This is a genomic window from Aeromonas sobria (genome assembly GCF_006243315.1).
In the GTDB taxonomy this organism is placed as follows: domain Bacteria; phylum Pseudomonadota; class Gammaproteobacteria; order Enterobacterales; family Aeromonadaceae; genus Aeromonas; species Aeromonas sobria_A.
Window position 1 is genome coordinate 28612 of record NZ_NKWE01000063.1, and the last position, 22636, is coordinate 51247.

Annotated in this window: 20 protein-coding genes and 2 tRNA genes; 12 read left to right on the plus strand and 10 right to left on the minus strand. The window is 57.6% G+C overall.

Translation table 11 applies throughout. From position 1 onward, the window contains the following. Positions 1-153 precede the first annotated feature (153 nt). Together CF137_RS19215 and CF137_RS19220 are read left to right on the plus strand one after the other, a co-directional pair. A tRNA-Met gene (locus CF137_RS19215) sits at positions 154-230 on the plus strand. 8 nt (positions 231-238) lie between these two features. Next, positions 239-323 (plus strand) — tRNA-Leu (locus tag CF137_RS19220). Positions 324-520: 197 nt separating this feature from the next. On the opposite strand, the gene CF137_RS19225 is transcribed toward CF137_RS19220, so the two are convergent. Beyond that, entirely contained in the window at positions 521-2353 is a 1833-nt protein-coding gene (locus CF137_RS19225; RefSeq protein WP_139721007.1) for an SLC13 family permease, read from the minus strand. Between the two features lie 263 nt (positions 2354-2616). Here CF137_RS19225 and pnuC point away from each other — a divergent pair, with 263 nt between their 5' ends. From pnuC to CF137_RS19255, 6 genes are all read left to right on the plus strand, one after another. Then, entirely contained in the window at positions 2617-3333 is a 717-nt protein-coding gene (pnuC, locus tag CF137_RS19230) for a nicotinamide riboside transporter PnuC (protein ID WP_139721009.1), read from the plus strand. 3 nt (positions 3334-3336) lie between these two features. Further along, complete coding sequence (locus CF137_RS19235) at positions 3337-4062, plus strand: nucleoside phosphorylase (RefSeq protein WP_139721012.1); 726 nt, start codon at positions 3337-3339, stop codon at positions 4060-4062. A 105-nt stretch (positions 4063-4167) separates the two neighbouring features. Beyond that, positions 4168-4839, plus strand: a complete 672-nt coding sequence (locus CF137_RS19240) for a Crp/Fnr family transcriptional regulator (protein WP_139721014.1) — start codon at positions 4168-4170, stop codon at positions 4837-4839. Between the two features lie 42 nt (positions 4840-4881). Beyond that, the gene (yqfB, locus tag CF137_RS19245; RefSeq protein WP_139721017.1) at positions 4882-5205 is read left to right on the plus strand and encodes a N(4)-acetylcytidine aminohydrolase; all 324 of its coding nucleotides are present in this window, start codon (positions 4882-4884) and stop codon (positions 5203-5205) included. Between the two features lie 67 nt (positions 5206-5272). Continuing rightward, entirely contained in the window at positions 5273-5674 is a 402-nt protein-coding gene (locus tag CF137_RS19250) for a DUF1622 domain-containing protein (RefSeq protein WP_162515989.1), read from the plus strand. 199 nt (positions 5675-5873) lie between these two features. Further along, complete coding sequence (locus CF137_RS19255; RefSeq protein ID WP_139721020.1) at positions 5874-7508, plus strand: alpha-glucosidase; 1635 nt, start codon at positions 5874-5876, stop codon at positions 7506-7508. Positions 7509-7528: 20 nt separating this feature from the next. Here the strand turns inward: CF137_RS19255 and CF137_RS19260 are convergent, their stop codons facing one another. After that, on the minus strand, positions 7529-8434 hold the full coding sequence (locus tag CF137_RS19260; RefSeq protein ID WP_101325476.1) for a LysR family transcriptional regulator: 906 nt from the start codon (positions 8432-8434) through the stop codon (positions 7529-7531). Positions 8435-8556: 122 nt separating this feature from the next. Between CF137_RS19260 and CF137_RS19265 the strand changes: the two genes are divergently transcribed. The 3 genes from CF137_RS19265 to nifJ all read left to right on the plus strand — a co-directional run bounded on the left by CF137_RS19265 (position 8557) and on the right by nifJ (position 13984). Further along, entirely contained in the window at positions 8557-9600 is a 1044-nt protein-coding gene (locus tag CF137_RS19265; protein WP_139721022.1) for a hypothetical protein, read from the plus strand. 32 nt (positions 9601-9632) lie between these two features. Continuing rightward, a complete protein-coding gene (locus CF137_RS19270; RefSeq protein WP_139721024.1) occupies positions 9633-10235 on the plus strand; it encodes an FMN-dependent NADH-azoreductase in 603 nt (200 codons plus the stop codon). Between the two features lie 203 nt (positions 10236-10438). Next, entirely contained in the window at positions 10439-13984 is a 3546-nt protein-coding gene (gene nifJ / locus CF137_RS19275; protein WP_139721026.1) for a pyruvate:ferredoxin (flavodoxin) oxidoreductase, read from the plus strand. Positions 13985-14095: 111 nt separating this feature from the next. Here the strand turns inward: nifJ and CF137_RS19280 are convergent, their stop codons facing one another. Then, positions 14096-15472: an MDR family MFS transporter gene (locus tag CF137_RS19280; protein WP_193556574.1), complete on the minus strand. Its 1377-nt coding sequence runs from the start codon at positions 15470-15472 to the stop codon at positions 14096-14098. 173 nt (positions 15473-15645) lie between these two features. Between CF137_RS19280 and CF137_RS19285 the strand changes: the two genes are divergently transcribed. Beyond that, a complete protein-coding gene (locus CF137_RS19285) occupies positions 15646-16248 on the plus strand; it encodes an HAD family hydrolase (protein WP_101325479.1) in 603 nt (200 codons plus the stop codon). Between the two features lie 115 nt (positions 16249-16363). Here the strand turns inward: CF137_RS19285 and CF137_RS19290 are convergent, their stop codons facing one another. From CF137_RS19290 to CF137_RS19320, 7 genes are all read right to left on the minus strand, one after another. Beyond that, on the minus strand, positions 16364-16570 hold the full coding sequence (locus CF137_RS19290; RefSeq protein ID WP_042020427.1) for a hypothetical protein: 207 nt from the start codon (positions 16568-16570) through the stop codon (positions 16364-16366). 246 nt (positions 16571-16816) lie between these two features. Continuing rightward, positions 16817-17614, minus strand: coding sequence for a DUF1338 domain-containing protein (locus CF137_RS19295; RefSeq protein ID WP_139721028.1), 798 nt, complete (start codon positions 17612-17614; stop codon positions 16817-16819). A gap of 59 nt (positions 17615-17673) precedes the next feature. Further along, on the minus strand, positions 17674-19143 hold the full coding sequence (gene astD / locus CF137_RS19300) for a succinylglutamate-semialdehyde dehydrogenase (RefSeq protein ID WP_139721030.1): 1470 nt from the start codon (positions 19141-19143) through the stop codon (positions 17674-17676). Between the two features lie 72 nt (positions 19144-19215). Continuing rightward, positions 19216-20235 carry an arginine N-succinyltransferase gene (gene astA / locus CF137_RS19305; RefSeq protein WP_139721032.1) on the minus strand — a complete coding sequence of 340 codons (1020 nt, stop codon included), beginning with the start codon at positions 20233-20235 and terminating at the stop codon, positions 19216-19218. A 76-nt stretch (positions 20236-20311) separates the two neighbouring features. Next, positions 20312-21529 carry an aspartate aminotransferase family protein gene (locus CF137_RS19310; protein WP_139721035.1) on the minus strand — a complete coding sequence of 406 codons (1218 nt, stop codon included), beginning with the start codon at positions 21527-21529 and terminating at the stop codon, positions 20312-20314. A 277-nt stretch (positions 21530-21806) separates the two neighbouring features. After that, on the minus strand, positions 21807-22388 hold the full coding sequence (locus tag CF137_RS19315; protein ID WP_042020418.1) for an aminodeoxychorismate synthase component II: 582 nt from the start codon (positions 22386-22388) through the stop codon (positions 21807-21809). A gap of 21 nt (positions 22389-22409) precedes the next feature. Further along, a complete protein-coding gene (locus tag CF137_RS19320; RefSeq protein WP_042020416.1) occupies positions 22410-22625 on the minus strand; it encodes a hypothetical protein in 216 nt (71 codons plus the stop codon). Positions 22626-22636: the final 11 nt, after the last annotated feature.

Here is a 22636-nt window from a genome sequence, read left to right on the forward strand (position 1 = left end):
AATCCTAGTACCCCAGCCATTATTACCTGTCATTGACTATGTTGATGACTTGCTGTGGTAAGCGTGCGAGATCTTGATCTCGTCAACGTGCCTAGGTTCAAACCCGGTACCCAGCGATTTTTGCTTGTATTTGACTCTGGTCGAACACAAGAAGGCTATGTAGCTCAGTTGGTTAGAGCATCGCACTCATAATGCGAGGGTCACAGGTTCGAATCCCGTCATAGCCACCATTAGTATTGCGGAAGTGGCGAAATTGGTAGACGCACCAGATTTAGGTTCTGGCGCCGTAAGGTGTGAGAGTTCGAGTCTCTCCTTCCGCACCATTATTAGTAGTAACAATCAGACCAGCCCAGGCTGGTTTTTTTGTATCCGCGATTTGGCTTTTCTCTCGAACCAATACCGCCATCCTGCGCGGCAAACCCCCTCCTCACTCATCCCGAACAGCCATTGCCAATCCCGTCTCACAGCCACAAAAAAGCGGCCCGCAAGCCGCTTGTATGCACCTCCATCCACCCGCTGATCAGAACGGGAAGAACCAGGGGATCGCCACCACACTCACCGCCATCACCAGCAGCGTAAAGGGGACGCCAATCCGCATAAAGTCGGCGAACCTGTAGTTGCCCGGCCCCAGCACCAGGGTATTGACCGGTGATGAGACCGGCGTCATAAAGGCAGCCGAAGCGGCAATGGCGATGGTCATGGCAAACGGATAGGGCGAGACCCCCATCTGTTGCGCCGTGCCCAGCGCAATGGGCGCCATCAGCACTGCGGTGGCGGTGTTGGAGATAAACAGCCCGATCACCGCACAGAGGGCAAACAGGCTGGCCAGCATCACCCGCGGCCCCATCTCCCCCACCGCATTCATCAAGCCGCCGACGATAAGGTCCACCCCGCCGGTTTTTTGCAGCGCCAGCGCGAAGGGGAGCATGCCGACGATGAGGATCAGGGTCGGCCAGTGGATCGACTTGTAGGCGCTCTCCATGTCGATGCAACGAAACTTGCCCATCAGCAGACAGGCGATCAGCGCCGCAATCACGTTGGGCACCGGATCGGTCACCATCAGCAGGATCATCACCCCAAGACAAAAGAGGGCATGGATCGCCTGGCTGCGGGCGGGGGCCATCTCGTCTACCTCGGCGGGCAGCCCCATCAGCAGAAAGTCGCGGCTGTGGGTCTGCAACTGTCTGATGTGACTCCAGTTCCCTACCACCAGCAGGGTGTCCCCCATCTGTAGCGATTCATCCACCAGCTTGCCCGCCAGCGCCTCGCCGTTGCGGCGCAGCCCTACCATGCTCAGACCATAGCGGGAACGAAAGGCCACCTCCCGCACGCTTTTGCCCAACAGTTTGGACTCGGGGATCAGTGACACCTCGGCCATCCCCACCTCCCGAGCCTGATCGGAGAAGTACTCCCCGCGCAGGATCATCGGTTCGAGCCGCGCCTCGCTGCAAAATTCCCGCACATCCACCGCAGGATCTGACATGTCGATCAGCAGCACATCCTTGGCCTGAAATTCACTGATCCCCGACACCGGCACCATCACCCGGCGAAACTTGCGCCAGCGCTCCACCCCGATAACGTGGGCACCATAACGGGCGCGCAGTTGCAGCTCGTCCAGGGTGTGACCAATCAGCGGGGAGTCAGGCCGCAGCGCCAGACGACGGGCCCTACCGGCCAGTCGGTAGTCTCGGATCAGATCGCGCAGAGTGCGGCGCCCGGTCGGCTTGCCTTTACCCTCTTCCCCTTCACCCACCAAGGAGCCGCGCACCAGCAGCATGTAGAGGATGCCCAGCCCCAGGATCAGCACGCCCATGGGGGTGAAATCGAAGAACCCGAAACCGTGAATGCCGTGACGCATCAGCTCGCTGTTGACCACCATGTTGGGGGGCGTGGCCACCAGCGTCATCATGCCGCTGATCAGCCCGGCAAAACCGAGGGGCATCATCAGGCGACCGGCCGGGATCCCCATCCGGTTCGCCACGCTCAGCACCACCGGGATAAAGATGGCCACCACCCCGGTGCTGCTCATCACAGCCCCCAGACTCGCCACCGCTACCATCAGCAGCACCAGCAGCTTGGTTTCGCTGCTGCCCGCCACCTTCACCAACGCGTCCCCCACCTGATAGGCTATGCCGGTGCGCACCAGCCCCTCACCCACCACAAACAGGGCGGCAATCAGAATGACGTTGGGATCGCTAAAACCCGCCAGCGCCTCCGGCAGGGTGAGGGTGCCGCTCAGCACAAACAGGATGACCACGCCCAGGGCGACCACGTCCATGCGCACCTTGTTGGTCATAAAGAGATAGATGGCGCCAGCCAGCAGACAGAGCACCCAGACAAGCTCGGAATTCAATACAACCTCCTGTAATCACGTGATTCTCCTCCCGGAGAGTGGACTCTATCAGACCACAGCCATGGCGCTATCATCTTGCTACATATCAATAAAGTCCGGCCCGCCGGGCCCCCATAACCCATCACTGCTGGAATAACCGGGCACCAGCGGCGATTTCTTTGATATGGGCCAAGCCCGGGGCGGACAAAAGTCCTGCCCCTCCTCCCCCTCACCCCTTAGAATGGCGCCCTCGCATACTAACCCTCATGCCCAAGGATCAGAAAATGAGCATATTCGAGCTGTTCAGCATCAATAACACGCTAGTGACCATCCCGCTGGGTGGCGGCTATGCCATGTCATGGATTGAAGCCATCGGCACCCTGTTCGGGCTGGCCTGTATCTGGTTCGCCAGTCAGGAGAAGACCATCAACTACCTGTTCGGTCTGATCAACGTCAGCCTGTTTGCCATCATCTTCTTCCAGATCCAGCTCTACGGACTGTTGATGTTGCAGCTGTTCTTCTTCTGCGCCAACGTCTACGGCTGGTACGCTTGGACCCGCCCGGCCAACGATCAGGGGGATACCCTGCAGATCCGCTGGCTCAGCAAATCCAAGCTGATAATGACCGCCGCCGTGAGCGTGCTGGCCATCGCCCTGCTGACCCGCTATATCGACCCGGTCTTCGCCACCCTGGCGCGCACCTCGGTCTCCCTGCTCAACCTGTTTGGTGCCAACCTTGCCACCCCCGAGCCCTCCCCCGATGCCTTCCCATTCTGGGATGCCAGCATGACGGTGCTCTCGGTCGTCGCCCAGATCCTGATGACCCGCAAATACGTGGAGAACTGGATCCTCTGGGTCGTCATCAACATCATCAGTATCGGTGTCTATGCCGCGCAGGGCGTCTACGCCATGTCGCTGGAGTACCTGATCCTGCTGTTTATCGCCGCCAACGGCACCCGCCTCTGGGTGATTGCCGCCAAGCGCCAGCCACAAGGTCTGTAAGCCATGACGCTATTACCCCATCTTCAGTGCCGCCCCGACCAGATTGCCGAGCGGGTGGTACTGTGCGGCGACCCGGCCCGGGTCGATCGCATCGCCAGCCAGCTTGAAGAGTGTGAGGTGCTGGGGCAAAACCGGGAGTTTCGCCTCATCAACGGATCCTATCAGGGGCAGCCCATCACGGTTTGCAGCACCGGCATTGGCGGTGCCTCGGCCATCATAGCGCTGGAGGAGCTGGTGCAAGCCGGCGCCCACTCGCTCATTCGGGTCGGCTCCGCCGGTGCTCTGCAACACGACATCGGCCTTGGCGACCTTATCGTGGTAGAAGGCGCTGTGCGCAATGAGGGGGCCTCACAGGCCTATCTGCCCGCCGAGTACCCTGCCTGCGCCGATATCTGGCTGCAAGCGGCCCTGCTCAACCATGTGGCGACCGGCAGCCAGCCTCATTGGCACGGGCTGGTACGCTCCCACGACAGCTTCTATCGGGATGATGAGCAGGAGGTGTGCCGCTACTGGCATGCCCGTGGTGTACTGGGCGCTGACATGGAGACCGCCTCCCTGTTGACCGTGGGTCGCCTGCGCAAGGTGCGGGTCGCCGCCGTGCTCTGCAACGTGGTGCTGTTCGAGCAGGATGTGCAGCAAGGGGTAGCGGATTACGCCAGCGCCGAACAGGCGATGATGGCCGGTGAGCAGCAAGCCATCGCCGCCGCCCTCCACGCTCTGGTGCAATAAACCGCAAACCGTTAACTGCGGCACATCCGCTACCGTGCGGGCTGGTATCCGGCCCGCACTCTTGCTAGCCTCATGGCCCTCGTCATCCGGTGCGACAGGCAAGTCATGCAGCAACAGCCCTACCCCCTCGGCCGTTTTCACGCCGAACTCCAGCAGCTTGAACCCCGCTTTGCCGCGGCGCTCGACGCCTGCACCCTGTTTCTGCGCCGCTACCTGCCGGGCGAATTGATCATGCGCCAGGGGGAGCAGAGCGAGCAGCTCTATCTGGTCGAACATGGCCGGGTCTCCCTCAACAGCACGGTACACTCTGGCCGCCGCTTCCAGCTTGGCGAAATTGAGTGCCACAGCCAAATCTTCGGCGAGATGGAGTTCTTCAGCGCCACCCCGGTACAGTGGAACGTGGTGGCCGAGACCGAGCTGGATGCCCGAGTCATCTGCGCCCACAAACTGGCCCAGCGCCTGCTGGCAGAACCCGAGTTGACCCTCTTTTTCGCCGCCGCACTCGCCAGCGACTATCTCGATACGCTGGAGATCACCACCAGCCGACTGCTCCATCCCATCGCCTACAACATCGCCTATGAGCTATGGCGTGAGCGCCAGCGCACTCCGATGCTGGGATCACGCAAGCGGGCCCACGAGGCGGCGCGCTTCGGCACCACAGAGCGGGTCTACCGCCGCGCCCTCAAGGAGCTGGTCGAGCAGGGCATAGTCGCCGACAGCTGCGACGGCCCCGTCATCGCCGATCTGGCCAGGCTGCGCGCCTATCTCGATCTTTGATTTCCATTAACCTCATTTCAATTCACCCTGTCAGGAGGCACCATGTCTGCCCATCCCTATCCCGAATTCACCTTCTTCAGCCGCTTCGTTGCCGATATCCAGGCGGGCCGCAAGACCATCACCATCCGCGACGAGAGCGAGGCCAACTGGCAACCCGGCCAGCGGCTGGCGCTGTTTACCAACCCGGAGCACCAGCCCTTTGGCACCATCGAGGTGATCTCCGTCAACGCAATAGCCTTCGATGAACTGAATGACGAGCATGCCCGTCAGGAGAACATGACCCTCCCAGAGCTCAAACAGGTGATCCGCGATATCTACCCCGATCTGCCGCCGCTCTATGTGATTGAATTCAAACTGATTGCCTGAACCGGATTTGGCCTTTGCCGAGCGATGTGTTAATAGTTTCCTCTTTTGAATCATGGAGGTGACCCGAGTGTTTGAGATAGCGAGCCTGAAAGAGGGGATGATGCACGGGGTCGAGCTGTTCCAGCTGCTGCTGGAGATCATCTCCATCGCCTGTGTGGTCATTGGCCTTGGCAAGACCCTCTGGCTGGCGGCAAGAGTGCGGGATCACCAACCCGGCTTTCCGCGCATTCGCCTCTGTTTTGGCAGCTGGCTTATTCTGGCGCTGGAGTTCCAGCTGGCCGCCGACATCCTGGCCACCACGATCGCGCCGAGCAAGGAGGAGCTGATCCGTCTTGCCATCATCGCGGTGATCCGTACCTTCCTGAACTACTTCCTCGGCAAGGAGCTGGAAGCACAAGCGGAACGCCAACAAGAGAAGGCAGAGCGCCAGCAGGAGCAGCGCAGCGAGCAGGCCAAGGCTGCTCAATAACCTGTATTCCTGCAGAGTATCAGCGCTAAGTGCCGTGTCATCCCGACCACAGCCGTGGCCCGGGATGGCACCTTTGTGACCCTTCCCGCACTTTTGGCAATCAGCCAACAATGGAACCCTTTTCAAGGTTTCCTCAGCCCTGTTGACTGCCCGTTCATCTGCGTAAGATAGAAAATCTTCTCCCCAACCGGCCACGCTGATGAATACGCACTCCCTCCACACTCCCGATATCGACCTCGATAGCTGCGTCATCTACCAGGTCTACCCAATGAGCTTTCAGGACAGCGATGGCGACGGACTGGGCGATATCAACGGTATTCGTCAGCGCCTCGGTTATCTGGCCACCCTCGGGGTCGATATGCTGTGGCTCACCCCCATCTATCGCTCCCCCAAACGGGACAACGGTTACGACGTGGCGGACTACCGTGCCATCGACCCCGTCTTCGGCACTCTGGCCGAGATGGAGCTGCTGATAGCCGAAGCGGCCGCCCACGGCATCGGCATCATGATGGATATCGTTGCCAACCACACCTCCACCGAGCATGAGTGGTTTATAAAGGCGCAGGCCGGGGATCCCCGTTATCAGGGTTATTACGTATTCCGGGATCAAGCCTTTGTCGATGCTCACCCCATTACCTCGATTTTTGGCGGCAGCGGCTGGCAGTATGTGCCAGCGCTTGATCGCTACTACCTGCACAACTTCGATCCCAGTCAGGCCGATCTGGACTGGGACAACCCGGCGGTGCGTGCCGAAATGGCAGAGGTGATCAACTTCTGGCTGGGCAAAGGGATCAAGGGATTTCGCTTCGATGTGATCGATATGGTGAGCAAGGAGTGGGACCGGCTTGCCATGAGCAGCGGCCCGCACCTGCACGACTATATCCGCGAGCTCAATGCCGCGAGCTTCGGCGGCAAGGGGATCATCACGGTGGGGGAGACCTGGGGAGCCGATCTCGCCCATATGCAGCGCTACTCCAGCATAGATGGCAGCGAGTTCAGCATGGTGTTCAACTTCGAGCATCTGGGGCTGGGCAGTGACAAGTGGTCATCCCGCTTCGATCCCCTCGCCTTCAAGCGAGCCATGGCCCGCCACCAGCAAGGGCTACACGGGCGTGGCTGGAACAGCCTGTTTCTCGGCAACCACGACCTGCCCCGCGCCGTCTCCCGCTTTGGCGATGACAGGCCCGAATGGCGTGAAACCAGCGCCAGGCTGTGGGCCATGGTGCTGCACATGATGCAGGGCACCCCCTTCATCTATCAGGGGGAGGAGCTCGCCATGACCAACCGCCACTGGCAGCCGGGCGAGCTGCGCGATGTGGAGGCCATCAACTACCGCGCCAGCCAGTCAGGGCTGGATCCTGCCGAGCTGAGTCGGCGGCTTGATGCCATCGGCCGCGACAATGCCCGCACCCCGATGCAGTGGAACGCTGGCCCCCACGCCGATTTCAGCACCATCACGCCCTGGATTGCCCTCAATGCCAACCACGTCGAGATAAATGCCGCCGAGCAGCTGACCCGCCCCGACTCGCCGTTTCACTGCTATCGCCAGTTCATCGCCCTGCGCAAGGCTCACCCTGTCGTTCGCCACGGCAATTTCGAGCTGCTGGATGGGGATGATCCCGAGCGCATCAGCTATCGCCGCCACTGGCAGGATCCGGCCAGCGGAGAGCAGCACACCCTGCTGCTGCTCGCCAATCTCACGGCGAACCCCTTGCCGATGCCCCACTTCGATAAAGTCGAGGGCGATATAGGCCTGCTGATGAGTAATTATCCAAACGAACCTGCTCAGCTCTTCGCCCCTTACCAATGTGTGGTGTGCCTGTTACTGAATTAAAACAGCCGGATAACTCTGATTCAAAATCTAGAAGATAACGAGTCACGTAGCATCTCGATAAATTCAGAGATTCTGGCTGGCAAAAGGCGACGAGTAGGAAGAACACACCACACAGAAGCTGTAGGTAACCACCATTCAGGTAAAACACGAACTAGCTTGCCACTATCCAAGAATGGCTTTGCTTTATGTTCACTTAATCCAGTAATACCAAAGCCTCGCAGAGCCATATCGCGAAGCAAATAAGGTGAATTAACAATAAGTGGCCCCGTCGGAACTCCTTGCCAAATATCACCATCGTTATTTTTCAATAACCACTTTTGAACATTACGAGCATTCCCCCCCAATCCAAGACCGATATGTTCGTTTAAGACATCAGGGGTGGTTGGGACGCCATAACGAGCAAGATAGTCAGGGCATGCATATAAAGCACACTTAATATCACAGATTTTTCTTGACAATAAAGTAGCTTCTTCTGGCCGTTGCTTTGATACTCTAATAGCCAAATCAAATTTTTCTTCAACAAGATCCACTCGGCGTGAAGATATATCCAACTCCAACCGTACATTAGGTAGCTTGGTTGAATATCGCTCAATTAGAGTCGCCAAATCCAGCTCATCAAAATCAACCGGCAATGAAACTCGCAGAAGCCCCGACGGAGTAGTCTGCCTACCCTGTATGAGTCCATCTACAGCATCCAATTCGCTAAGAATACATCTAGACGACTCTAGTATCTGTTCACCAAAGGCGGTAATGACAATCTGTCTAGTATTGCGGGTTATCAACCGCTCCCCTAAAGAGGCTTCGAGTGATGCCACACGTCGAGAAAGGGTTGATTTTGGCAAACCAATTTTATCTGCGGCTTTAGTGAAACTACCAGCTTCGATCAGTTGCGCGAATAGTGTCAAATCATTTGCATCTACAGGCATAAATGAGCCCCCATTATTCCATTAATGGAACAATATAACTCATTTTTGATAGTTGTCGCTATTGTTTACGCACCTTATCATTGGCGTATAACTTATTTTGACATCAATATATTGGGGTGGTTATGGATACTCGAGAAAAAAATAGCCAAATCATGATTGATTTTTTATCTACTGTTTTCGTGGTGACAGTATCTTTAGTTATATCACTTATCACACCAATTGATATTCTCGCAGGTGTAATGACGATAATTATCGTTTCCATGGTCCCCAGCTTTATGTTAATAAGCATTGCTTGGGAATGTAACTATCCACAATTTATTTCTAGCCTCCCACAACCATGGAGAGGATTGTCATATCTTTTTATGTGTATTTTCGTTGGAAGTTTTGTTGTTGTTGGACTATGGATATTCATCGACTCGGAATTGATGAAAGGCCATGTGAATACGGCTGTCTTTGTAATTGGTTCAGTGCCTGTTTGTCTTTATATGTTAACAATATTTCAATCATGGCCATTTAACAAGCTATCTGGAAATAAATTTATCATCGGCTTATGTTTATTGATTTTTACATATTTTTTAAATTATTTCGTTTATTCTTTTCTTATGAACTTTCAAAATTCAACTAGTATTGATATGCCAAAAGGACTATACCCATACGAGATCGTATTGGCTGTTATGGTTAGCGCAGTTATACCCATGATGCTAATCAACCAGTTTGATTCTTGGCCAATAACATTATTATACGATCGAGCACCTATTTTAGCTACGCAGCCATTTAGTGGTATGTTAAAAACAGTTTTTATTACTCTCTTTACATTCTGTTTTTACTATAGCTTTATAATTCTTGGCGAGGTAAATATAACTTACTTTGTCAATATACTATGTGTGTCATTGATTTTCGGTTGTTTTATTATACAGGTCATGTTTAAAGGTCTACCATCCATTAATATAAGACAGCCATGGCGAGGCATTATATTAACAACACTATCTTTTTTACTCAGTATTGGCATGTCATCACTATATATAAAATTAGCAACTCTGTGGCTAGGGAATGTTGAACAGTCGACCATAGCAATGTGGTTAGCACCTAGTCTGTTATCTGTCACATTTCCGCTGATGGTAATATTTGCAGATCTTTTTCAAGGGTGGCCGATAAAAAGGCACTAAACTCCATAAACGACAATGTATGAGGTTGTAAAATGAAACTATTACAAATCACTTCTAGTCCAAGAGGCTCCGAATCATCATCAACCATGTTGGCCAATAAAATAACCAATAAAATTAAGGAAGCCTATCCTGATATTCAGGTAACGCAAAGGGATTTGATTAAAGAACCACATCCACTCATTGATACATTTACGTTAAACGCATTATTTACGGAACCACAAGATCGTACCATTGAGCAAAAAAACAGAGTCATGCTTGATGACATTTTGATTGAACAAGTAATGGACGCTGACATTATCGTGATCGGCTCGCCGATGTATAACTTCGGCATACCTGTACAACTTAAAGCATGGCTTGATGCTATTTGTCGTGTTGGCACAACGTTCAGTTATGACGAGAATGGTTCGATGGGGTTAGTACATGGAAAAAAAGTCTATCTGGCAGCCAGCCGAGGAGGTAATTATCTTGGTATGCCAGAAGACTACCAACTACCATATCTGCAACATGTCTTGGGTTTTCTCGGCATGACCGATATTAATTTAGTGGTTGCAGAAGGGCTTGATATGGGGCCAGATGCTCAACAGGCTGGTTATGCCAATGCGCATGAACAGTTAAATAACATATCTATTGGATAACCAAACAGCTTAACAATAAATCAATATACATATCTAGCAGCATGATAGATATTTATTAAAAAATATTTAATCCATCCTGTCTGGTGAAAATCCAGACAGGATTAATAAATTAACTTTCAAAATAACATTTCTCCTCATAAAAATGGGGAAACACTTTACTCTGACAGCTGAACATATTTTTCTAATCATTAAGTAAATTACACATGATCACCACAGACGGGAATAACGCAGTCGCCTCGGTGGCGTACCGCACCAGCGAAGTCATCGCCATCTACCCCATCACCCCCAGCTCGTCCATGGCTGAGCAGTCGTCGGCCTGGTCGAGCGAGCGGGGCAAGAACCTCTGGGGGGATGTGCCCCGGGTTGTCGAGATGCAGTCGGAAGGGGGCGCCATCGCCGCCGTCCACGGCGCCCTGCAAACCGGCGCGCTGGCGACCTCGTTTACCTCGTCGCAGGGGCTGCTGCTGATGATCCCCAACCTCTACAAGCTGGCGGGTCAACTGATTCCCTTTGTGCTGCATGTGGCGGCGCGCACCGTGGCGACCCATGCGCTATCGATCTTTGGCGATCACTCGGACGTGATGGCTGTGCGCCAGACCGGCTGTGCCATGCTCTGTGCCAGCAATGTGCAGGAGGCGCAGGACTTTGCCCTGATCTCCCAGATATCGAGCCTCAACAGCCGCCTCCCCTTTATCCACTTCTTCGACGGCTTTCGTACCTCTCACGAGATCGCCAAGATAGCGCCGCTCGCTGACGACACCCTGCGCGCCCTGCTACCCGCAGATGCCATCCGTGCACATCGCGACCGGGCGCTCACCCCCGACAAACCGGTCATTCGCGGCACCGCTGCCAACCCGGACACCTACTTCCAGTGTCGGGAGGCGAGCAACCCCTGGTATGACGCCGCCTATGGCCATGTGAGCGAGGCGATGCAGGCTTTTGGCGAGCAGACCGGCCGCCACTACCGGCCGTTTGAATATGTCGGCCACCCGCAGGCGGAGCGGATTGTGGTGCTGATGGGCTCGGCCATCGGCACCTGTGAAGAGGTGATCGAGCGCCTGCTGGCCCAAGGTGAGAAGGTAGGTCTGGTGAAGGTGCGGCTGTTCCGTCCCTTCTCGGCCGAGCACCTGTTGGCCGCGATTCCCGAGAGTGCCCGCTCCATCGCCGTACTGGATCGCACCAAGGAGCCGGGTGCACAGGCCGAGCCCCTCTATCTCGACGTGATGACGGCGCTGGCCGAAGCGGTCAGCCGGGGCGAGCGGACAAGCCTGCCGCGGGTCATCGGCGGTCGCTACGGCCTCTCCTCCAAGGAGTTCGGCCCCGCCTGCGCACTGGCGGTGTTTGCCGAACTGGCACAAGAGAACCCGCGCCCGCGCTTTACCGTCGGCATCTTCGATGACATCACAGGTCTCTCACTACCGCTGCTCGCGCTGAATTCGCAAAGCCTCATTCACGGCCAGCAACACAAGCTGGAGGCGCTCTTTTACGGCCTTGGCAGCGACGGCACCGTCTCGGCGGCCAAGAACAGCATCAAGATCCTCGGCAACCACACCGACCTCTATCCGCAGGGCTATTTCGTCTACGACTCCAAGAAGGCGGGCGGCCTCACCGTCTCTCACCTGCGGGTGGGCGAGCGGCCGCTGCAATCGGCCTATCTGGTGGAAGAGGCGGACTTTATCGGCTGCCATCAGTGGCAGTTTGTCGACAAGTACCGGATGGCGGAACGCTTGAAAGCGGGCGGCATCTTCCTGCTCAACACCCCCTACAGCGAAGCGGAGATCTGGCAGCGCCTCCCCAGCGAGGTGCAGCATGCCCTGCGCGAGAAAGAGGCGCACTTCTACATCATCAACGCCGCCAAGATTGCCCGCGACTGCCAGCTCGGTAACCGCATCAATACCGTGATGCAGATGGCCTTCTTCCAGCTCAGCGCCATCATTCCCCCCGCAGAGGCGACCAGCCTGCTGAAGCAGGCCATCGCCACCAGCTATGGTAGCAAGGGACAAGCGCTGGTCGAACGCAACTGGCAGGCTCTGGAGGCAACCTGCGCCGCCCTGACCCGGGTGCCACTTGGCGAGCTGGATCCCGCCAGCCGCCCGCGCCCGCCGGTGGTTTCGGCCAAGGCCCCCGACTTTGTCCAGACCGTCACCGCCGCCATGCTGGCGGGGCTGGGTGACAGCCTGCCGGTCTCCGCCTTCCCGCCGGATGGCACCTGGCCGGTCGGCACCACCCGCTGGGAGAAGCGCAATATCGCCAAGGAGATCCCCATCTGGGAGGCGGAGCTCTGTACCCAGTGCAACTACTGCGTCGCCGCCTGTCCCCACTCGGCCATTCGCGCCAAGGTGGTAGAACCGGATGCGCTGGCCGCCGCCCCCGCCACTCTCGATGCGCTGGATGTGAAATCCCGTGACATGCGCGGCCAGCAGTACGTGCTGCAGGTGGCGCCGGAGGATTGCACCGGCTGCAACCTCTGCGTCGAGGTGTGCCCGGCCAAGGATCGCAGCAACCCGGATCGCAAGGCGATCAATATGGCTTCACGGCTCGATCACCTCGACGAGCAGAAGGCCAACTACGACGTCTTCCTCGACCTGCCAGAGCGCAGCGCCGAGCAGCTGGAACGCATCGACATCCGCACCTCCCAGCTCATCTCGCCGCTGTTTGAATACTCGGGCGCCTGCTCCGGCTGTGGCGAGACTCCCTATATCAAGTTGCTGACCCAGCTCTATGGCGATCGGCTGCTGATAGCCAACGCCACCGGCTGCTCGTCCATTTATGGCGGCAACCTGCCTACCACCCCCTACACCACCAACGCCGACGGGCGCGGGCCGGCCTGGGCCAACTCGTTGTTTGAAGACAACGCCGAATTCGGACTGGGCTTCCGTCTTACCGTCGATCAGCACAGGGAGCGGGTGCGCCGTCTGCTGGCGAGCCTGGGCGACACCATTCCGACAGCGCTGCGCGAGGCGCTCGGCGATGCCACCCTGCCGGTTTCCGAGCAGCGGGCCCATATCCAGCAGCTGCGGGAGCTGCTGCAACAGAGCAAGGCCCCGGAGGCCCTTGAGCTGGCTCGCGATGCGGACTATCTGGTGGAAAAATCGGTCTGGCTCATCGGCGGCGATGGTTGGGCCTACGATATCGGCTTTGGCGGGCTCGACCATGTGCTGAGTCTGGGGGAGAACATCAATGTGCTGGTGCTCGATACCCAGTGCTACTCCAACACCGGCGGCCAGCAATCAAAGGCGACCCCGCTTGGGGCCATCACCAAGTTTGGCGAGCAGGGCAAACGCAAGGCGCGCAAGGATCTCGGGGCCAGCGTGATGATGTATGGCCACGTCTATGTGGCGCAGATCTCCCTCGGCGCCCAGATGAACCAGACGGTAAAAGCGATTCAGGAGGCGGAAGCCTATCCGGGCCCCTCGCTCATCATCGCCTACAGCCCCTGCGAGGAGCATGGCTACGACATGGCCGAGAGCCATGAGCAGATGAAGCAGCTGACCGCCACCGGCTTCTGGCCCCTCTACCGCTTCGATCCGCGCCGCGCTGACGAGGGCAAACTGCCGCTGGCGCTCGACTCGCGGGCCCCCAATGCCTCGCTGGCCGAGACCTTGCGCCATGAGCCCCGCTTCCAGCGGCTGGAGCGCCAGCTGCCTGAGGTGGCCAGCCAGCTCTATGAAGAGGCTGAGCAGGAGGCCAACCGCCGCTTCGCCTGGCTGAGCCAGCTGGCGGGCAAGGAGAGTCCGGCGCAGGAGTAACCTGAGAATGGCTTGATGGCAACAGCCACGCTATTCGCCAAATAACAATCAGGGCTCCCCGCGGGGAGCCCTGATGCTAGCTATGGTGAGCCTATGTCGGCGCAGGCCGGATCAGGCGCTGATGGAGGCCAGCTCGTGGCGCTTCAACGCCAGCAGGGTGATGAGCAGCGCCAGCGTGGCGATCAGTGCCATGCCGATATAGGTCGCGCTGAAGCCCGGGGCCAGCAGATCGGGGGCGAGCCGACTCAGATCGCCATCGCTGCCGGCTGGCAGGCGGAAATGAAACAGCATGGAGCAGATGGCCACGCCGACGGCACCGCCAAGCTCACGCCCGAAGTTGAACAGCGACATGCCGATGCCGCGATCTTCCCGTGGCAGGGCATTCTGTACCACCACCGAGAGGGCGGGCAGCACCAGACCCAGACCAATACCGGCAAACCCGAGGGCCAGCTTGACCCAGGCATCGAAGTGGATCTGCCACAACGCCACCGCTGCCAGCGCAAACCCCACCGCAACAAAGCTCTTGTAGTGGCCGGTGCGACCGATCAGCTTGCCGCCGACAAAGGCCCCGGCGGTGATGCAGATCATGAAGATCACCATGCTCACCCCGCTCTGACTGGCGCTCAGCCCCTTCTGCCACTGCATCTGCAACGGCAGATAGACCAGCACCGCAAACATCAGCAGCTGGGAGAGCATCACCAGCAGCACACTCACCAGATAACCGGGCAGGCGCGCCAGATGGGCGGGCAGTATAGGATCGTGAGCCCGTCGCTCAATCAGGATCAGCAACAGCAGCGAGACCGCCAGTGCACCCGCCAGCCAGACGGCGGGCAGGGCCGTCTCCGGCGAAAGCAGCAACAGGGTCAGGGTGGTGACAGTAATGAGCAGCGCCGCCCCCTTCCAGTCGAAGCGGCTATGACGGCGTACGTTGAGCTGCTTGAGGTTGCGGTTGATGAGGAAGATCGCCAGCGCCCCGAGCGGCAGGTTGATCCAGAAGATCCAGCGCCAGCTGAGCTGCTCGGTAAAGTAGCCGCCCAGCAGCGGGCCAGCGATGCTGGAGACCGCATAGACCGCCGAGATGTAGCCCTGATACTTGCCTACCTCTCGTGGCGGTATGGTGTCGGCAATCACGGTAAACGCGAGGGCTATCAGGCCACCACCGCCCAATCCTTGCAGCACCCGGGCCGCCAGCAGGGTCGGCAGATCCTGAGAGAGGGCGCAGGCTACCGAGCCCGCCAGAAACAGACCGATACCGATATTGAGCATCCGCACCCGGCCAAACAGATCACTCAGTTTGCCGTAGAGGGGCAGCACGGCGGTAGCCGCCAGCAGGTAAGCGGTCACCACCCAGGTGAGGGCGGCACCGGCGTGCAGCTCGGCACCAATCATGGGCAGCGGGGTGGTGACTATGCTCTTTTCCAGTGAACCGAGCGCGATCACCAGCGCCACACTGGAGAAGATAGTTTTAGGGGATATTTTCGAGGTCATAAGCGGACTCGCTGATCTGATATGCCAAAGTATCCGGCAATGAACGGATTATTGTCTCACAAATCAGCAAGAGAGAGAAAAAACGGCGGCCACAATCAGCCCAATCATGAAGCAGATCCCACAAAGCGCCGACCGTTTCTGCTAGCCTGCCCTATTTGATCCGAGGAGCCCCCATGAGCGAGCGTGAGCAGTACGGGTTTGATCACTACGATGCCCTGATTTTCGATATGGATGGCACTTTGGTAGATTCCATGCCCCTCCATCTGGATGCCTGGGAGCTCACCTGCGCCGAGTTCGGCATCCCCTTCGAGCGGGAGCAGCTCTATCAATACGGCGGCATTCCCACCCGCAAGATCATCGCCATGCTGGCCGAGCAGCAGGGGCTAACGGTGGATGTCGAGGCCTTTACCCGTCGCAAGATTGCCCTCTACATGGCACATATCGACAAGGTCAGCGTCTTTCCCAAGATGTGGGAGCTGGTCAGGCACTATCACGGCAAGGTGAAGATGGGGATTGGCACCGGCTCACCGCGCAGTCAGGCGGATTCCATCCTGAAAAGCACCGGGCTCGATGCCTATATCTCGGTGGTGGTGAGCGCCGATGATGTCACCAACCACAAACCGCACCCCGACACCTTTTTACAGGTGGCCGAGCGGCTCGGCGCCAATCCGGCCAACTGTCTGGTGTTTGAAGATACCCGGATCGGGCTTGAGGCAGGTAAAGCGGCAGGGATGGATACCGTGCTGGTCATCGAAGGTGATCTGCACCAGCGATAAGCGGCTCAGGGGCGATCAGGCCAACCCGTCAAATGGTGTCATTGTCATGGCACCATTTTGCTTTTCAGTTCTCTGGCAAACCGGCTATCACCGCAGGTATAGCGGCAACTATCAGTCAAACGGCGCTCTGCGCCTCATCCTGCAACCCCTGATGCTTGCGCAGCAGTGCCAGGGCTTCGGCGGGGGTATCTGCGAAGGTGGGAGGGGCGATGGCGGCAAAGCCCTGCTCAACCAGTTGACGACGCTCATCACTATAGCTGGGGACATTGGCATCGAGATAGGTAAGCGCCTGACCCTGCTTGAAAAATTGATAATTTGGCATCGATTGGCCCCGCAAAAACAAAGCGCCATTCTACCTCTTTTGAGTCTTTTGCCAGCGCCAATATGTAGTCATTCTGGTGATCTCGTTCACATTTTTATCAACAACTCCCTGCCAAAGACGCGCCATTCAGCTCCGTTCAGCTCTGCTGCTTCCGGCAAGCCCCGTAACGCGACCAGGCTCCAAACAAAACGCCTCCGGTGAGGAGGCGTTGCGACTTGAACAGGGTTGTCCCCGTTACATGACCTGCTACATGGCATTAGTCGATTCAAAGATCTTGTCGGCCGACGCTTCGACAAAACCCGGATAGAGCACACCGTCGGCCTGCGGATAACGCAGGGCAAACTCGTAGAAGCAGCTCGGAATAGTACGTACCCCATCGCTGAACGGCACGTCAGCCTTGTCGGCCATGGTGGAGGATTGCTCCAGCATCACCTGCGGGTCCCCTTTCACCTCGCCACCCACGCTGTTGAGGATGAACCCCGCCGCTTTCAGCGCTCCATTGACCTGATGGATGGTGTCGAAATCCTTCAACTTGTTGATATTGACCGTGAAGTGGTTGGCACGATAGCCCCATGCCGCCATCCAGGCGGCGTATTCACTCTCCCCTAGCAGGGTCTGGTAATCGGCATAGGAGACCTGCCAAGGGGCGCCGGTGTAGAGAAATGCCGGGGTATCGGTCAGATGATCGGGCACCAGATCCGCCAGCTGGTGGATGATCGCCTGCGCCGCTGGGGAGAGTTCTTCGACCTTCAACTCGCTGATAAACACCTTGGGGGCATCGGGATCTTTATGCTCGAAGTGCTTGGCGTAGAGCTTCTTGGCCTTGAAGACATACTCGCCCTTCTGCTCGTAACCGAGCGCCAGGAAGTGGGCCGCCAGCTTCTCCAGCCCCAGCTTGGGCAGGTTGTAGGTTCGAAACGCTACGTGATCGTTGATGATGGGCTCGCCGCCACCCAGCAGGGTGTGCACCTTGAGGGCGCTCGGGGTCACCTTGATGTAGTTGTCCCACAGATGGCTGAACAGGGTGTCGATATCCTTTTGCATCTCTCTTTCCTTTGATTGCGGGTACAGGTCGGGGCACCGCTGGATGCCCCGTGTTGTTATTAGAAGCGCAGGCCGGGCGACAGTTGATCCGGCATGGCGGCTTTGCTGTCTTCAACTGAAGCAACCGGATACGCGCAATAGTCCGCGGCGTAGTAGGCGCTCGCTCTGTGATTGCCGGAGGCACCCACGCCACCAAACGGCGCGGCACTGGAGGCGCCGGTAATGGGCTTGTTCCAGTTGACGATACCGGCGCGGATCCGCTTGAAGAAGTGCTGCCAGTCCGCCTCGTTATCACCCAGCAGGCCAGCCGATAGACCGAAGCTGGTGGCATTGCCCTGATCGATGGCGGCATCGAAATCGTCGTAGCGAATGAGCTGCAACAGCGGGCCGAAATACTCTTCGTCAGGCAGTGCGGCGACTTGGGTCACATCGATAATGCCCGGAGAGACAAAGCCGGTGCCTGCTTTCAGGTGCTCAAGCACCTGCAGGCTTTCGCCGCCCAGCTGCTGCAGGTTGGCTTGTGCCTCAACCATGCCCAGCGCCGCTCTTTCGCTGATCATGGCCCCCATAAAGGGCTGCTCGGCGGCGTCATAGAGGCCGACCTTGATCTGGCTGACCACCTCGAGCAGTCGCTTGACCAGCGCATCGCCACGCTCACCGCGCTCGACAAACAGACGGCGCGAGCAGGTGCAGCGCTGACCCGAGGTGATGAACGCCGACTGGACGATGGCATGGACGGCGCCGTCGATGTCGCTCACATCCTTGACGATCAGCGGGTTGTTGCCACCCATCTCGAGGGCCAGAATTTTGCCCGGCTGACCGGCAAACTGCTGATGGAGGAAATGACCGGTGCGGGAGGAGCCGGTAAAGAAGAGGCCGTCGATATCGGGGTTGCCAGCCAGCGCCTTGCCGGTCTCGACCTCCCCTTGCACCAGATTGAGCACCCCTTTGGGCAGCCCAGCTTCTTGCCACACCTTGACCATGGCTTCGGCCACCATGGGGGTCAGTTCGGAAGGCTTGAACACCACGGCGTTACCCGCAATCAGCGCCGGTACGATATGGCCGTTGGGCAGATGGCCCGGGAAGTTGTAGGGGCCGAACACCGCCACCACGCCGTGGGGCTTGTGACGGACAAACGCCTTGGCGCCCGGCATGGCATTTTCAACGGTGCCGGTACGCTCGTCGTGCGCCCGGATGGAGATGGCAATCTTGCCCTGCATGGCCGCCACTTCGGTGCGGGTCTCCCACAACGGTTTGCCGGTTTCGCGGGCGATGGTCAGCGCCAGCACCTCTTTCTGCTCGCCGAGCAGGTCGGCATAACGACGCACTATGGCCAGGCGATCCTCAAGGCTCATGTCAGCCCAATGATAGAAGGCGGCGCGGGCGGCCTTGATGGCGGCGTCCACTTGCGCCGCGCTGGCGGCAGCCCCCTGCCAGATCACCTCGTTCTTTGCCGGATCCTTTGACTCGAACGGCTTGCCTTCACCGGCAAGCCATTGACCGTCGATAAATTGTACTGACTGGCTCATCCATTCACTCCCTGTCGCTGGCAGGCAGCCTCGGCTGCCTGTCTGATAATCGGTTTGCTTGTCCTGTTTGCCTCAGTCGAGGTCAACCACCCGCACCATGTCGCCATCCTGCACCTTGAGCGCCGTCGCCATCTTGGGCGGGATGATGGCCTCGTGCTTGTCGAGATCGACCCGGATATTGCCGAAGCAAGCGCGGTAATGTTCGAAACGGCTGTTGCAGATAAGGTGGGTCTTGCCACCGATGGGCTCACCCACCAGCACCCGCAGCTTCTTGCTGCGGCGTACGCTGCGGATATTCTTCACGTCGCACTCGACGGTGGGGCCCGCATCGAAGATATCGACATAGCCACGGTTCACGAAGCCCTCATCCTGCAGCATCTTGATGGCAGGGCGGGTCTTCTCGTGAGTCTGGCCAATGACGGCCCGCGCCTCTTTGCTCAGCAAATTGACGTAGATGGGGTACTTGGGCATCAGCTCGGCAATGAAACGCTTCTTGCCGATGCCGGTCAGATAGTCGACGGTGGGAAAATCCATCGAGAAGAAGTGGGTCTGCAACCACTCATAGAAGGGGCTGTGGCCATCGCCGTCGGATACACCGCGCATCTCGGCGAAGACGGTATCGTCAAACAGTTCCGGGTGCTCGGCCATAAAGAGAAAACGGTGCTTGGAGAGCAGCCGGCCATTGATCCCCTCACGGGCACATTCGCGCAAGAACAGGGTGCAGAGCTCGGAGTTGCCGGTGTAGTCGTTGGAGAGAGTCAGGGTTTCAACGACGTTGTAGATGCCGAGCTTGGGGGACGAGTGCACCACCTTGCCGATGTGGTAGTTGTAAAACGGCTGGGAGAGGCCCACGGCCGCATCGATGGCGCAAGTGCCGACCATCTCGCCACTCTCCAGATCCTCGGCCACGAAGAAATAAAGGCAATCGCCCTTGCCAGCGGGCTTGTCGGAAAAGGTCTGGGTAGAGGCGTCTATCTTGCGCTGCAGCAGATCATCGTTGACGGGCAACGAGGTCATGCCGGTGCCGGACTCGATGGCGCAAATCTTGAGCCCGGCAAAATCTTTTTGCTCGATGGGGCGGATAACCAACATAAATGACAACTCCCTTTCATTGACGACAGGTGGGGGCCCGGCTCCTGCCGGGAGAGCTCCCCACCTCAATTTGGAATCAGGCGTTAACCACCTGGGCAACCGCCTTCTCGAAGCGGGCCAACCCTTCCTTGATATCCGCTTCCGGGATCACCAGTGAAGGGGCAAAACGAATCACGTTGGTGCCGGCCACCAGTGCCATCAAACCCTGATCGATGGAGGCCAGCAGGAAGTCGCGCGAACGCCCCTTGTAGGCATCGTTCAGGGCGGCACCCAGCAACAGACCCTTGCCACGCACTTCACTGAAGCAGTGGTATTTGGCGTTGATCGCCTCAAGCCCGTCGCGGAACAGCTGTTCGCGCTGCTTGATGCCCGCCAACACTTCGGGGGTATTGATCACGTCGATCACCGCCTCGGCCACCGCACAGGCCAGCGGGTTGCCGCCGTAGGTAGAGCCGTGAGTGCCCACTTTCAGGTAAGCCGCGATCTCGTCGGTGGTCAGCATGGCGCCGATGGGGAAACCACCGCCGAGCGCCTTGGCGCTGGTGAGGATGTCCGGCGTGATGCCAAGACCCATATAGGCGTAGAGATCACCGGTACGGCCGACCCCTGACTGCACTTCGTCATAGACCAGCAGGGCATTGTGTTTGTCGCACAGCTCGCGTACCCCTTTGGCAAACTCGTCGGTGGGACGAATAATGCCCCCCTCCCCTTGCAGCGGCTCCATCACCACGGCGCAGGTGTTGTCGGAGATAACCGCAGCCAGCGCAGCCAGATCGTTGTAGGGAACATGGGTGATGTCACCGGGCTTGGGACCGAAGCCATCGGAGTAGGCAGCCTGGCCACCGACGCTGACGGTGAAGAAGGTGCGACCGTGGAAGCCCTGATGGAAAGCGATGATCTGGGTCTTCTGCTCACCAAACTTCTCGATGGCATAACGGCGAGCCAGCTTGAGGGCCGCTTCATTTGCCTCGGCGCCGGAGTTGCAGAAATAGACCTTGTCGGCGAAGGTGGCGGCGACCAGTTTCTTGGCCAGACGCAGCGCCGGCTCGTTGGTCATCACGTTGGAGAGGTGCCACAGCTTCTCGCCCTGGGTTTTCAGGGCCTCGACCAGCTTGGGATGACAATGGCCAAGGCCATTGACGGCGATACCACCGGCGAAGTCGATATACTCGCGCCCTTCCTGATCCCAGACACGTGACCCTTCACCACGCACCGGGATGATCTTGGCGGGGGCGTAGTTGGGAACCATCACTTCATCAAACACTTCACGTGTCACTGCCAACAACTCTGACATACAACTCTCCTTCAAATCAGCGACAGAATAATCTGCCGCCCAAAAGTTAAATCCATGTAAACGTGGCTGGATTATCACAGAACTAAAGTAAAATGTCTGTAACAAGCCAGCCCATGAGGAACAATGTTCGATTGCCCTTGAGATTTTAGGCAACCGCATTGCATAACGACTCAGGGTTGATTGGCAAGAGATAATTTGGACAAGAGAGGGGGGTGAATAAAGTGTCAGGGAGATTTTTTTTGCCTTCTCTCGAACTTGAGAAGGCGATCACAATTTTTTATGAACGCGCCAGAAAATTGGCCAGCAGTTGATGGCCCTGCTCGCTCAAAATGCTCTCCGGATGGAACTGAACCCCTTCGATAGGGAGCGTCTTGTGGCGTAGCCCCATGATCTCGTCAAACGAGCCATCGGCATGCTCACTCCAGGCGGTGATGTCGAAGCAATCAGGCAAACTCTCGCGTTCAACGACTAACGAGTGATAACGGGTCACCCGCAACGGATTGTTGAGCCCCTTGAAGACCCCCTCTCCACGATGACGAATGAGCGAGGTTTTGCCATGCATCACCTGGCGGGCACGCACGACGCGGGCGCCGAAGGCTTGTGCCAGCGACTGATGACCAAGACAGACGCCAAGAATGGGCAGCTTGCCAGCGAAATGGCTAATGGCGTCGAGAGAGATCCCCGCCTCATTGGGCGTACAGGGACCGGGGGAGATCACCAGAAAACGGGGGGAGAGCTGCGCTATGGAATCAAGGGTCAGTTCATCATTGCGCTTGACCACAACCTCTTGTCCCAGAGCGCCGAAATATTGCACCAGGTTCCAGGTAAAAGAGTCGTAGTTATCGATCAACAACAGCATGAGATAACCAACAGCGGAGAATTAACGATCGAGAAAACGACCCTGTTCCATTTCCCGCTCACGCTGACATTCGGCCAGATAGATGGCGGCAGCAACGGCAGGGGTTTTATGGTGTTTGTCGATGGCATTGGAGACCATCAATTGCAGGGTATTGAGGTTTTTCGCCTTGCGAAATTTACGCAGCCAGTGACCTTTGTCACTCAGCTCTTCAGCAGAAATAGTTGGTTGAACAGACATGCTTTCTCTTG

Bases quoted from the DNA above. Each gene is read 5' to 3' on its own strand.
- pnuC (WP_139721009.1), top strand. From the start codon at position 2,617: ATGAGCATATTCGAGCTGTTCAGCATCAATAACACGCTAGTGACCATC.
- CF137_RS19235 (WP_139721012.1), top strand. From the start codon at position 3,337: ATGACGCTATTACCCCATCTTCAGTGCCGCCCCGACCAGATTGCCGAG.
- CF137_RS19240 (WP_139721014.1), top strand. From the start codon at position 4,168: ATGCAGCAACAGCCCTACCCCCTCGGCCGTTTTCACGCCGAACTCCAG.
- yqfB (WP_139721017.1), top strand. From the start codon at position 4,882: ATGTCTGCCCATCCCTATCCCGAATTCACCTTCTTCAGCCGCTTCGTT.
- CF137_RS19255 (WP_139721020.1), top strand. From the start codon at position 5,874: ATGAATACGCACTCCCTCCACACTCCCGATATCGACCTCGATAGCTGC.
- CF137_RS19260 (WP_101325476.1), bottom strand. From the start codon at position 8,434: ATGCCTGTAGATGCAAATGATTTGACACTATTCGCGCAACTGATCGAA.
- CF137_RS19265 (WP_139721022.1), top strand. From the start codon at position 8,557: ATGGATACTCGAGAAAAAAATAGCCAAATCATGATTGATTTTTTATCT.
- CF137_RS19270 (WP_139721024.1), top strand. From the start codon at position 9,633: ATGAAACTATTACAAATCACTTCTAGTCCAAGAGGCTCCGAATCATCA.
- nifJ (WP_139721026.1), top strand. From the start codon at position 10,439: ATGATCACCACAGACGGGAATAACGCAGTCGCCTCGGTGGCGTACCGC.
- CF137_RS19280 (WP_193556574.1), bottom strand. From the start codon at position 15,472: ATGACCTCGAAAATATCCCCTAAAACTATCTTCTCCAGTGTGGCGCTG.
- CF137_RS19285 (WP_101325479.1), top strand. From the start codon at position 15,646: ATGAGCGAGCGTGAGCAGTACGGGTTTGATCACTACGATGCCCTGATT.
- CF137_RS19290 (WP_042020427.1), bottom strand. From the start codon at position 16,570: ATGCCAAATTATCAATTTTTCAAGCAGGGTCAGGCGCTTACCTATCTC.
- CF137_RS19295 (WP_139721028.1), bottom strand. From the start codon at position 17,614: ATGCAAAAGGATATCGACACCCTGTTCAGCCATCTGTGGGACAACTAC.
- astD (WP_139721030.1), bottom strand. From the start codon at position 19,143: ATGAGCCAGTCAGTACAATTTATCGACGGTCAATGGCTTGCCGGTGAA.
- astA (WP_139721032.1), bottom strand. From the start codon at position 20,235: ATGTTGGTTATCCGCCCCATCGAGCAAAAAGATTTTGCCGGGCTCAAG.
- CF137_RS19310 (WP_139721035.1), bottom strand. From the start codon at position 21,529: ATGTCAGAGTTGTTGGCAGTGACACGTGAAGTGTTTGATGAAGTGATG.
- CF137_RS19315 (WP_042020418.1), bottom strand. From the start codon at position 22,388: ATGCTGTTGTTGATCGATAACTACGACTCTTTTACCTGGAACCTGGTG.
- CF137_RS19320 (WP_042020416.1), bottom strand. From the start codon at position 22,625: ATGTCTGTTCAACCAACTATTTCTGCTGAAGAGCTGAGTGACAAAGGT.